Source organism: Bacillus bingmayongensis (genome assembly GCF_000299035.1).
GTDB classification, from domain to species: domain Bacteria; phylum Bacillota; class Bacilli; order Bacillales; family Bacillaceae_G; genus Bacillus_A; species Bacillus_A bingmayongensis.
In genome coordinates, this window is sequence record NZ_JH921518.1 from 665,011 (window position 1) to 677,844 (window position 12,834).

At 35.8% G+C, this 12,834-nt stretch carries 10 protein-coding genes; all 10 read right to left on the reverse strand.

The genetic code is table 11. The features are described 5' to 3' along the window. Positions 1-23: 23 nt before the first annotated feature. Positions 24-1,406 carry a putrescine aminotransferase gene (locus Y7E_RS0118015; protein WP_017152660.1) on the reverse strand — a complete coding sequence of 461 codons (1,383 nt, stop codon included), beginning with the start codon at positions 1,404-1,406 and terminating at the stop codon, positions 24-26. After that, the gene (locus Y7E_RS0118020) at positions 1,407-2,900 is read right to left on the reverse strand and encodes an aldehyde dehydrogenase family protein (protein WP_017152661.1); all 1,494 of its coding nucleotides are present in this window, start codon (positions 2,898-2,900) and stop codon (positions 1,407-1,409) included. It abuts the gene before it with no gap. 205 nt (positions 2,901-3,105) lie between these two features. Next, positions 3,106-5,235 carry a sigma 54-interacting transcriptional regulator gene (locus tag Y7E_RS0118025; protein ID WP_017152662.1) on the reverse strand — a complete coding sequence of 710 codons (2,130 nt, stop codon included), beginning with the start codon at positions 5,233-5,235 and terminating at the stop codon, positions 3,106-3,108. A 142-nt stretch (positions 5,236-5,377) separates the two neighbouring features. Next, positions 5,378-5,626, reverse strand: coding sequence for a biotin/lipoyl attachment domain-containing protein (locus Y7E_RS0118030; protein ID WP_017152663.1), 249 nt, complete (start codon positions 5,624-5,626; stop codon positions 5,378-5,380). Between the two features lie 27 nt (positions 5,627-5,653). Next, positions 5,654-5,944, reverse strand: a complete 291-nt coding sequence (locus tag Y7E_RS0118035) for an SAV0927 family protein (RefSeq protein ID WP_017152664.1) — start codon at positions 5,942-5,944, stop codon at positions 5,654-5,656. An 18-nt stretch (positions 5,945-5,962) separates the two neighbouring features. Continuing rightward, on the reverse strand, positions 5,963-7,243 hold the full coding sequence (locus Y7E_RS0118040; protein ID WP_017152665.1) for a Glu/Leu/Phe/Val family dehydrogenase: 1,281 nt from the start codon (positions 7,241-7,243) through the stop codon (positions 5,963-5,965). Between the two features lie 208 nt (positions 7,244-7,451). Continuing rightward, positions 7,452-8,801, reverse strand: a complete 1,350-nt coding sequence (locus tag Y7E_RS0118045; protein ID WP_017152666.1) for an APC family permease — start codon at positions 8,799-8,801, stop codon at positions 7,452-7,454. 392 nt (positions 8,802-9,193) lie between these two features. Further along, a complete protein-coding gene (nrdF, locus tag Y7E_RS0118050) occupies positions 9,194-10,162 on the reverse strand; it encodes a class 1b ribonucleoside-diphosphate reductase subunit beta (RefSeq protein ID WP_017152667.1) in 969 nt (322 codons plus the stop codon). A gap of 188 nt (positions 10,163-10,350) precedes the next feature. Continuing rightward, on the reverse strand, positions 10,351-12,435 hold the full coding sequence (nrdE, locus tag Y7E_RS0118055) for a class 1b ribonucleoside-diphosphate reductase subunit alpha (protein ID WP_017152668.1): 2,085 nt from the start codon (positions 12,433-12,435) through the stop codon (positions 10,351-10,353). Then, positions 12,422-12,781 carry a class Ib ribonucleoside-diphosphate reductase assembly flavoprotein NrdI gene (gene nrdI, locus Y7E_RS0118060; protein ID WP_017152669.1) on the reverse strand — a complete coding sequence of 120 codons (360 nt, stop codon included), beginning with the start codon at positions 12,779-12,781 and terminating at the stop codon, positions 12,422-12,424. Before nrdI ends, nrdE begins: the two co-directional genes overlap by 14 nt. Between the last annotated feature and the right edge of the window lie 53 nt (positions 12,782-12,834).

Consider the following 12,834-nt stretch of genomic DNA (forward strand, 5'->3'; position numbering starts at 1 on the left):
TTACAAGTTATTGTATAAAAAAATTATTGTGCTTTTACTTGTGCTAACACTGATTTAAATGCATTGATTACCGTATCTACCTCTTCATAACTAATTGTAAGTGATGGTTCAATACGAATTGTTTTCGAATTAATTAAAGTTCCAGCTACAAGGATTCCTTGATCAAACATTGCTTTTGATACTTCATATCCAATTTCATCTTTATGGAATTCAATACCAATCATTAAACCTTGGCCACGAATTTCAAAGACTTTGTCTTCATGCCCTTCTGCTGCTTTTTTCAATCCGTTTAAGAAGTACTCCCCAACTTCCGCAGCTCGTTCTGGTAATTTCTCTTCCAATAATACATGGATTGTTGCAATTGCAGCAGCACATGCAAGTGGATTTCCGCCAAATGTTGTTGTATGCATAAATGGATTTTCGAACCAGCTTTTGAATACTTTTTCTTTGGCAACAATTGCACCTGCTGGCATTACGCCCCCACCAAATGCCTTCGCAAGACAAATAATATCTGGCACCACATCATATAATTCTGCAGCAAACATTTTCCCTGTGCGTCCCATTCCAGTTTGCACTTCATCAAAAATAAGTAGTGATCCAAATTCATCACAGAGTTCTCTTACTTGTTTTAGGTAATTTTCTGGAGGTAAGATAATACCGCCTTCTCCTTGAATCGGTTCTAAAATAACAGCCGCAACATCTTCTCCTACTAATGCACACGTTTCAAATGTTTTTCTCATCATCTCGATATCACCAAATGGAACGTGACGGAAACCTGGAATTAATGGTAAAAATGGCTTACGGAACATTCCTTTTGCTGTTCCAGATAGAGAGCCAAGGCTCTTTCCGTGAAAGGCGCGCGTTGTTGAAATGAAAGTTGTTCGTTCACTGTACATTTTCGCTAGTTTTAATGCTGCCTCCACACTTTCTGTCCCACTATTTGTAAAGAAAGCATATTTCAAATCACCAGGTGTAATATCTGCTAAAATTTTTGCAAGAATCGCACGAAGTGGATCTAATAAGTCCTGACTATGCAATGCTTGACGCTTTAATTGATCCGTTACAGCTTTTACTACCTTCGGATTACGATGCCCAACATTATAAATCCCAAATCCACCTAAACAATCAATATATTTTTTACCATTGATATCCATAAAGCAAGATCCTTCATCAGACCATTCTACTGCTGCAAATTGACCATCTTTTGTTACCGTTTTTCTATATGCAAGAAAACCAGGATTTACGTGTTCTCTAAATCCATCTACTGTTTCTTTTTGGATCCAGTTCGCCTCTTCTTCAGAAACTTTCTCTTTTTCGATTAGCCCAAGTACTTTCGTAATATAATCATTTACACTCGTATTCTTCACTTCTTGTTCGTTAGATTTACTTTTTACATTCGTTCCCATCTATTTCACTCCTATAGTTTTTTTATTTGCAAACCAACCAATTGGTTCTACTTCTAGATTTATATTAATCTGCTTAATTTCTTGGAATTCCTCTAAACCAAACGTTCCTAAACTACGACCGATACCACTTTGTTTATATCCGCCCCAAGGCGCTTCGTTGTATGTTGGATGATAACTATTAATCCACGTAATTCCTGCGCGAAGCTTGCGGATTACACGCATCGCTTTTGCACCATCAACTGTGAATACACCTCCAGCTAAGCCGTAATCTGTACCGTTCGCTAGTTCAATTGCTTCCTGTTCACTCTTAAATTTTTGGATAACTACAACAGGACCAAAAATTTCTTCCTGCACAATACGCATATCAGGTTTTACATTGACAAAGACCGTTGGTTCAATAAAGAAACCATCACCTTTCCCATCCGCCAGTATACGCTTTCCTCCGCAAGCAATTTCTGCTCCTTCATCTTTCCCAATCTCAATATAGCGTAATACTTTTTCCATATGCTCTTGACTTACAAGCGGCCCCATCTCTGATTCTGAGTTATTACCAGGGCCAACATTAATTTGTTTTGCCCGTTCTACGAAACGAGTAACAAATTTATCGTAAACGCTTTCTTCAACAAGAATTCTTGACCCTGCTGAACATACTTGACCAGTACCTGCATAAATACCAAATAGGGCATAATCGACAGCCGTTTCAAAATCTGCATCTGCAAAAATAATATTTGGTGATTTCCCTCCAAGTTCTAGCGAAATTTTTTTCATATTATCTGCCGCTGTTCTCATAATGTGCTTTCCAGTCTTCGTTCCACCTGTAAAAGAAATCATATCTACTTTATCGCTCGCCGCAATTTCATTTCCTACTATTGGCCCTGCACCCATCACCATATTCGCAACACCTGTTGGTAACTCTACTTTTTCACAGATTTCGAATAACTTTGTTGCAGTGATTGGTGTAACTTCAGAAGGTTTAAATACAATCGTGTTTCCAGCCGCTAAAGCAGGAGCAATTTTCCACACACTCATAAGTAACGGATAATTCCAAGGAACAATTAATCCACAAACACCAACTGGCTCTCTAACTACCATAGCTTGCATTGGATCAGCTACATGATATGTTTGTCCATCAGGTTTTGTAATAAGCCCTGCATAATAACGAAAACAGGCCGCCGCATCTCCAACATCACCTTCTGCCTCACGATACGTTTTCCCGTTATCCATCGTTTCAAGGCGAGTAAGTTCTTCCATATTTTTATCAATCTCATCTGCTATTTTAAATAAATAAGATGCTCTTTCAGCAGCGGATGTTTCTGACCAAATTCCGCTATCAAAAGTCGCTCTTGCCACTTCTATCGCGTATTTCACATCCTCAATTGTCCCTTCAGGTGCATATGCGATAACCTTGCCATTCGCAGGGTTAATAATAGGTCTTTTCTCTTGATTACTAGAATCTCTCCATTCACCGTTTAGATACATTTTTAAATCTAGCACTGTATATAATCCCCCTTTGTCAATCGTTCATATATTATATAAGCAATAATTGTGCCAATATTTTAAATACGAAGGAATCCTACAAAAACTGACTATTCCCTCCAGTAGAACATATGAACTTATGCATTTTTGCATAAGTTATTACATTTCGCATAATTACGGATTCAAAAAAAGGAGCAGCTTATGTAAGCTACTCCTTTTACTTTTAAAAATATGGAATTGTATCGATTGCCATTTCTTTTTCATTCACGATTTTTTGATATTTACGACTAACAGAAGATTGGCTAATTCCAAGGGCTTTCGCTGCCTTCGTCGTTGTTTTATACTGCTTCATTGCGAGTAAGATTAATTGCTCTTCCACAGAATGTAATGCTTCATGTAAGGGTAACACTCTTGTAATAACCGGTTTTGACTTTTTAAAATCATATCCAGGAGTTAGGAATTTACTAACAAATTCAGCTTCAATAACTGGATCATCTGCCGATACTACTAAGCGTTCAATCATATTCTGTAACTCTCGTACATTTCCTGGCCATGAATAAAACTCTAGTAAGTTAAGTGCATCAGGGGTTAAGTGATAGTTTCTATTATATTTTTCATTTAACTGCTGTAAGAAATGAAATGCGAGTACTGGAACATCTTCCATTCGTTCTCTAAGCGGCGGAACTTGCAATGGAATTACATTTAAGCGATAAAATAAATCTTCACGGAATGTACCAGCTTCCACCATTTTTTCAAGACTTTTATTCGTAGCAGCAATAATTTGAACGTTTATTTTTGTAGGTATCGTACTTCCAATCGGAATTACTTCTTGTTCTTGTAACACCCTAAGTAATTTCACTTGTAAATGTAAAGGCATTTCTCCAATCTCATCTAAAAATAATATGCCTTGATCAGCTCTCTTAAAGTATCCTTCTTTTCCATTTTTGTCAGCGCCAGTAAAAGCACCCTTCGTATAACCAAATAATTCACTTTCTAATAATGATTCTGGAATCGCACCGCAATTTAATTTTAAAAATGGCTTCGCAGAACGACTTCCAAGTTGATGAATCGCTTGTGCGATGACTTCCTTTCCAACGCCTGATTCTCCAGAAATAAGAACATTTGAAGAAAAATCAGCTATTTTTTTTGCTTGATTAATAATTTGCTCCATTTTCGGACTACAATAAATAAGTTTCTTAAGAAAGCGATCTTTATTTTTAAAGCTGTCTAACTCTTTCTTATATTGTTCAGATATCTTTTTTATCTCATGCAATTCCGTCTTTAATCGCGTTGCTTCTGTAATATCTCTTGAGGCAATAATAATACGATGAAGCTCTCCATTTTCATTAAACACAGGATTTCCAACGGCTAATATCTTTCTACCGTTTTTTGTCTCTTGTACAATCGATACCTTTTTTTGTTGTTCCAACACTAATCGCGTAACGGATGGACTAAATAACCCTTTTTTCTCTAAGTCTAAAAGATTTTTTCCTAAAAGATCCTTCAAATCTCCTCCCCAAAAATCATTGATAACGGTTTCACTATAACGGATTAATTCCCCTTTATGATTGACTACTAATATTTCATCATAAATGCTAGATAAAATTGCATGTAAATCTTTATTTAAATCCTTTATATATTCAATTTCCATAGCCATATCCTCAACCATCGGTAAATCTTGCACAATAATAACCATTCCTTCAATTTTTTGATCGAAGCTTGGGATTGGACTGTAGTCAACTAATACTCCCATCTCATTTGTTATTTGCAATTGATTTAAAATCGTTTTTCCCGTTGCAAATACATTGCTAATATGTTCCCCATTAAAAATCTGTTCTGCTGGTACATTCAGTACTTTTTCAGGAGTAGATTTAATCATCTTCAAACCAGATTCATTACAATTTACAATTTTCTTTTCACGATCTACTACAAAAATCCCCATTGGAATAGACGTTAAAATGATTTTCAGTATATCGACACTTTTATTTTCTTGCTTAAATAGTTCTGCAAAAACATCCTCTCTTCTTATGTATCCTGTTAACTCTCCTATTTCATTTTTCACTATGGCAATAGGTGCCCCGATAATTTGAAATAGAGCTGTTAAGGAAATATTTTTGCTAAGATGACATATTGTATCTAGTGAAACAGCATTTGAAAGTAATGCTTGGGTAGTTAGTCCCTCACTTCTTGATAGCAGATCCTTCACATGGACGTATGCAAATAATTGATCTTCTCTTTTTAAAAACAGAAAAGATTCTTTTATATTTTTAACATCTATATTCCATTCCTTTTCAAGTTGATCGATAGGTACAGAAACAATAGGTCTAATTTTTTTATGGGCAATGGAAAACATTCTGCTAATCCTCCTTTGAACTACTTAACTTGTATTGTAACATTAAAAACAGATTTTTTTAATTAATCTGATAATATACATTTTTTACTTACTTTAATAAAAAAAGGAAGATGAATGATTCCATCTTCCTAATTGTCTATAATTAATCACTACCACTAATTAAAATATCTTCCTGAATATAAGCTAATACCATACCTGGAATTACTTTATCTCCTGCTTCTACTTCTAAAGATTGTACTTCTCCGCTACATCCCATTTTGATTACTTCCATCTTTCCATTCATATCTTTAATAGCAAATAGCGGTTCCCATTCATAAATTCGAGAGTCCTTATCAATAGACACTTTTTCAACCGTTCCATAGCATGGACTTGTAACTATCTCATAATACAAAATAAATCATTCCCTTCTCTTATTCTATTAATATTGTTCCGCCAACATTTGTGACTGAAGAATCATGTGAAAAAAACTTTGAAAATCTTCTACATCTTCTACTTCAATCCCTAACTTAGGTGCCCAATATTGCTTTAGTTCAATATCTTCTTGACTTAATAGAATCATTCTTCCATTTTGAATAGATGTGACCATTGCTTTTCCAAAAAACTGCTGTGAATAAGCAACTGCTAGATCATATCGATGATGATTCGACACAATACAGTAATAACCAACTGGTTGTTTTTCAATTTCTTCTAATAGAATATCAAGTTTCATTTGATTCCTCCTTTTAACTTAAAAATGCAACCAACCTCTTAGACGCGATGCCTCTACAATTTTACGAACTCCTTCTATATAAGCAGCGATTTTCATATTTACCCCAAACCGTTTTGAAGTGTTGAATACATTAGAAAAGCTAGATGTAATTTTTTCTTTTAAACATTGGTCAACATATTGCTCTGTCCAATAATATCCTTGGTTATTTTGGCACCACTCAAAATAAGAAACAATAACCCCTCCAGAGTTCGCTAAAATATCTGGGACAACTAAAATGTCTTTCTCTTCTAACATCGCTATTGCCTCTTTTGTTGTCGGACCATTTGCGGCCTCAATGACAATCTTACACCCAAGCCTTTCTGCATTATGTTTCGTAATCACTCCTCCAATTGCTGCCGGAATGAGTACATCACATTCCTTTTCTAACAACTCTTGGTTAGAGATTGTTTTACTAAAAAGGTTCGATACGACACCAAAAGAATCTCGATTTTCTAGTAAATAAGGAACATCTAAACCGTCTGGATTATAAATACCACCTAAAGCATCAGATACTCCTACTACTTTCACACCAATATCATATAAATATTTTGCTAAATAGCTTCCAACGTTTCCAAACCCTTGAATGATTACTCGCATATTTTGAAGCTGAATATGTTTTAGCTCACTAACTAATTGAAGCGTGTAAAACACTCCTTTAGACGTAGCTGTTTCCCGTCCTTGTGATCCTCCTAGCATTAATGGTTTTCCGGTAATAAAGCCTGGAGAGTCAAATTCTCTAATATGATCATATTCATCCAGCATCCAAGCCATAATTTGCGCATTTGTATACATATCAGGTGCTGGAATATCTTTAGTAGGTCCAACAATTTGGCTTACCGCTCTTACATAACCACGGCTAAGTAACTCTAATTCTCTGAAACTCATCTCCTGCGGATTACAAATAATCCCGCCCTTCGCACCTCCATATGGAAGTCCTGTTACTCCACATTTCAAGCTCATCCAACCAGCAAGCGCCTTTACTTCCTCTGCTGTAACATCTGGATGAAACCGAATGCCACCTTTTGTTGGTCCTGCTGCATCATTATGCTGGGCACGATACCCTTGAAATACCTTTGTTCTTCCATCATCCATTCGAACAGGAATACTTACTTCTAAAAAACGCATCGGCTTTTTCAGAAAATCGAATACTTCCTCTGGATAACGCAAAGCCTGGAGTGCTTCTTTTAATATGGCCTGAAATTCCTCTAAAGGATTTTCAAGTTCAACTGTAGTTGTATGTTTTTCTGATTGAATTGCCACGATAACACCTCATTTTTATATTTTTACTAATTGTATAAAGCAATAATCGTGCCAATTGAAAATATCGTGATAATCGTATTGTTTCAGCCTTCTCACTTATATTTTTTCTTCCCTTCCTTATGAACAGTTGAATGATTTATGCAACCTTGCATGACTTTAAAATCTCCAAAATAAAAAACACCGGATACATCCCAATGTTTTTGTTATTTTACATTTCCTGCACTTCTTCAAAATGCATTTGCGGAGGTGCTGAACGGAACATGTTTGTAATATATAGAAGATAACCGATTCCAATAGCAGCCCAGCTAAGTCCAAGAATAAGTGAGTGAATATTGAGGTTGAACCAAAGTACAGCGACTGTCCCCGCCCCTAAGATAGGCATCACTAAAAAATTAAAAAAGTCTTTTACTGTTTTATATCGTTTTTGCTTGATTACATAGTAAGAAATGACTGATAAATTAACAAATGTAAATGCAATAAGCGCTCCGAAGTTAATAAGGGAGGCTGCTGTTTCTAAATCTATGAACATGGCTGAGAGTGCAATAACTCCTACAAAAATAATGTTATATACTGGAGTTCGCAAACGAGGATGAATGTATCCAAATATCTTTTGCGGGATTACATTATCTCGCCCCATTACATATAATAATCGCGATACACTTGTATGGGAAGCTAAGCCAGACGCCATTGTTCCCATAAATGTTCCTACCAAAAAGAAAGTTTGAAATAATTTTCCGCCAACGTATAGCGCAATTTCTGGAGCTGCTGATTCTTGATCTTTAAATACAGATGCATCTGGAAAAAAGGATTGTGTAAAGTACGTCGTAACAATGAATAGAATACCACCAATTAAAGCGGTAAGAAAAATTGCTCGAGGAATCGTTTTCTTTGCGTTTGGTGTTTCTTCTGAAAATGTAGTTACCGCATCAAAACCTAAAAATGAAAAACAAAGAATTGTGGCCCCTGCAACTAACGGTGATATTTGTATATCTGATTGGAAAAACGGCTGAATGGAAAAAACTTCTCCTGTTCCCTCTCCCGCTAATAAGCCTTTTATAACTAGAAAAACAAACACAGCCATTACTAGCACTTGAAATGTTACTAAGAACGTGTTGAAATTAGCAGTAACATTCACGCTAATAATATTTATAAGTGTAATCAGTAGAACAAAGCCAATGACCCATGCCCAGTCTGGAACACTTGGAAAAAGTGCTGACATATAAATTCTCGTTAATAGTGCGTTCACCATCGGTAGAAACAAATAATCCAATAACGCTGACCATCCAACAAGAAATCCAAGCCTTGCACTAATTGTCTTCTGTGTATACGTATAAGCAGATCCCGCGGTAGGAAAAACTTTTACCATTTTGCCGTAGCTTGCAGCTGTAAACAACATCCCTGCTAATGCAATAAGATAAGCTCCTGGAACATGCCCACCCGTTTTTTCAGAAACGATCCCAAATGTATCAAATCCCACCATTGGTGTCATATACCCAACGCCTAGCATAACAATTGACCAAAGTCCTAATGAACGTTTCAAACCAACTACTTTTCCCACCTATCATTCCTCCTACTTTCTCTATCTAATTTCCATGTAAAGTTTGATAACTAAACAGAAAACGCTTTCAACAAACCGTATATGTTATATATCTCATTCCAAAACCTCCTTATTTGTTTTTAAATATTCATGCAATTTTCGAGCCAAAATTTCTGTTAAGTAAAAATCCATACGAAAAAGAATATATAGGTGTAGTAGTATGCTTATTAATCTTCATTTTTTTATTCATTTTGACATAAGTTATTCAATCTCACATACCGCTAAATACAAATGATGTGAAATTTTAATCAATCAGGAAATAAAAAGACTATCATAAAATAATAACATTATGTAAACTATTCATAACAAAAAAAGCTGCCTTATATGAAAGACAGCTTTTTCAATCTTATCTATTAAAAATTAAATACAAAATCATCGTCTGATAATTTTTCAACATTTGTTGCTTTTACATAACCATTCCCTTTTACAGAGAAGAAATCATGGTTTTTCGTATCTGTACGTAAACCGTTTAGTACGATTGGGTTAATTTCTTCCTCTTCAAAGTGTGGTTCTAATCCTAAGTTCATAAGTCCCTTATTCGCATTGTAACGAACAAAGCGGTTTACATCTTCTACAAGACCAATGGATGTATAAATTTCTTCTGTATATGCAGTTTCAATTTCATACAGTTCCATTAATAGCTCTTGTGTTTCTTTTTGCACTTCTTGTTGCTCTTCTGCAGAAAGTTCCGCGAAGATTTGTTGTGCTAAAATACCGACGAATACGCCGTGAATGCTTTCGTCGCGAATTATTAAGTTAATAATTTCACCACTTGCAGTCAATTTACCTTGTCCTGCTAAGTAAAGTGGATAGAAGAATCCACTATAGAACAAGTAACTTTCTAAGAACACACTCGCTACCATTGCCATATATAGCTCTTTTTTCGTTACTTGTGGCTTTAATAAACGGCGATAGTACCCTGTAATAATACCTGCTTTCTTCTCAAGTAATGGATGGCTATCTACCCATTCAAAGATCTCATCAATTTCTTCTTCTGTTGCAAGTGTCGTGAAGATATGACTGTAACTCTTAGCGTGTACTTCTTCCATAGCACCCATGAAAGCTAGTACACTTTTCGCTTGTAAATTCTCAAGATGAACAAGTACAAGCGGCATCCCTTCGCCGCCCTGTTTTGTATCTAGAAGCGTTAAACCTCCTAGTACACGCTTATAAGCAATTTGCTCTTCTTTTGATAGTTGCACCCAAGTATTTTTGTCAGAAGATACCGCTATTTCTTCTTCTGTCCAAAACTGAGCGATGTTTTGCTTCCAAAACATTAAACTAAAATCGTCTTCTTTTTTATTCCAGTTTACAGCGCGCATTGAATCGCCCCTTTTATAACATTAATTGTTCAATTGAACGGTTAAACTTCCATGTACAAATGAAAACCTAACCGTTCAATTGAACGGAAATTGTATAACTAAGTATGAGCAGGGTTATTTTAACCCTGCTCATACCGTTGTACTTTTATTCTAGAAGTGGGTTATTGAATTTGTATAGCAGTACATCATCAAACCGTACAAGCTACACACTCTTCCACGCTTAACTTACGTGTTCTTGTATAATACAAGCTCTTCAGACCTTTTTTATGTGCATAGATATAATAACGTGCTAATTCACGAGTAGAAATATCGCTATTTACATACAGAATTGTACTAATTCCTTGATCAATATGCTCTTGAATTTCTGCGATTAGATCAATTAATTTAAACTGATTCATATCGTAAGAAGATTTATAATACCAGAATGTATCTTTTGATAAATATGGCATTGGATAGTATGTTGTCGCATTTGCATACGTTCTTGATTCGATTTGACTCACGATTGGCATTACGCTTGAAGTTGCATTTTGAACGTAACTGATCGATTGTGTCGGAGCGATGGCTAAACGATATGAGTTGTATAAACCGTTCTTCTGTACTTCTTCTTTTAGACTTGTCCAATCTTCTTTTGTTGGAATATAGATTCCTTCAAATAACTGCTGTACTTTCTCCGTTACAGGACTGTAATCTGTTGTCTCATACTTTTCAAAGTATGTGCCGTTTGCATAATCCGACTTATCGAAGTCTTTAAATGTTTCGCCCTTTTCTTTCGCAATTCCCATACTCTTTTCAATAGAGTAGTAATTTAACATCATAAAGAATGTACGAACAAATTCTTTTGCTTCTGCACTTTCATAAGCAATTTTATTTTTCGCTAAATATCCGTGTAAATTCATTGCACCAAGTCCAACTGAATGAAGCTCATCATTTGCTTTTTTTACAGTTGGTGCGTTCGGAATAATAGTCATATCAGAAACAGCTGTTAAAGCTTCCATTCCTGCATGAACCGCTTCACGAATTTCCTTATTCTCCATTACGTTTACAATGTTTAATGATCCTAAGTTACAGTTAATATCACGACGGATAATGTCATCTGTACCGTAGTCATTGATTTCGGATGTTTCTTGTAGTTGGAAAATTTCTGTGCAGAGATTCGACATCTTCACAGTTCCAATATCCTTTAATGGGTGTTGCTTATTCGCATTTGATTTAAACATTAAGTATGGATAACCAGACTCAAGCTGAATCATTGCAATTTTAATGAGCATATCACGCGCACTAATATCAAGTGGCTTCTTTTTCACTTTCGGATTGCTCATCAGTTCATCGTACATTTCGTCGATATCTATATCGTCTAAATGTTTTCCGTACTCTTTATACACTGTATATGGTGCGAAAACATGGAATGGTTCATTTTTCTCAGCAAGCTCAAAGAACTTACTTGGAACGATAATACCGATTGATAGAGACTGAATACGGCTCTTCTCGTCGGCATTTATTTTTTTGGTATCAAGGAATTCAATAATATCCCAATGGAAAATGTTTAAATATACTGCACCGGCACCTTTTCGTTGGCCCAACTGATTCGCATATGAAAACGAATCTTCAAGTAGTTTCATAACTGGTACAACACCGCTTGCTGCGTTATCGATGCCTTTAATTTGCTCACCGCGTGCACGTAGCTTAGAAAGGTTTAAAGCTACTCCTCCACCAATTTTCGATAGCTGCATCGCCGTATTAATATTAAATCCAATTGAATTTAAGCTATCATCCATCTCTAACAAGAAACAAGACACCATTTCTCCTCTTCTGCTTCTTCCCGCATTCAAAAAGGTTGGTGTCGCTGGTTGGTAGTTTTGTTTTACGATCATGCTTGCAAATTGTTTTGCTTTGTTAACATCGCCGCGTCCTAAGTATAATGACACAATTGATACACGATCTTCGTAGCTTTCTAAGTATTGTTTTTGATCATTTGTTTTTAACGCATAATCCTTATAAAACTTAGATGCCGCCATATAAGATTGAAACGTGAAGTTTTCACCGTATGCAACGTTGTATACTTCCTCTACTTCCTCCAACTTATACTCGTCCAGAACGTTGTAATAGTAGTCATGTTCATTCATATACTCAATTCGCTCTGCCACGCTCTCAAAATGAACGGTATTCGCTCTCGCTTCTTCCATAAAGACTTCTAATGCTTCTTTATCTTTATGCAGCTGATAGAAACCGTCTTGCATTTGCGTGATTTCATTATTCAGTTCAATGTGTCGCAATCTCCCGCACCCTTTCTTTAAAATATTCTACATCTTTATTTGTTCCAGATAACTCGAATTTTGATACAATCGGTACTTCGTATCTGGTTGAGATTTTATCTGCACTTGCCCCGAACATATCTCCCCAGTTGCGATTGCCACTTGCAGATACGCCTTTTAAATTTGCATTATTGCGCTCTAAAAATTCTAAAACACGTTCCGGCACATTTCCAAAACCTGTTGTATACGTAATAAGAACAAAATCTTCGTCTAATACAAGATCCTCATTGATTTGAACGGCCGGCATATTTAATTTGTGGATGAAACGTTTCACGTTTCCTGTCATAGAATCATATGCAACCAACATTTCCGACCCTCCCTTTCTTTCTATAATATCTAGATGCCGTTTCATGATTTCCC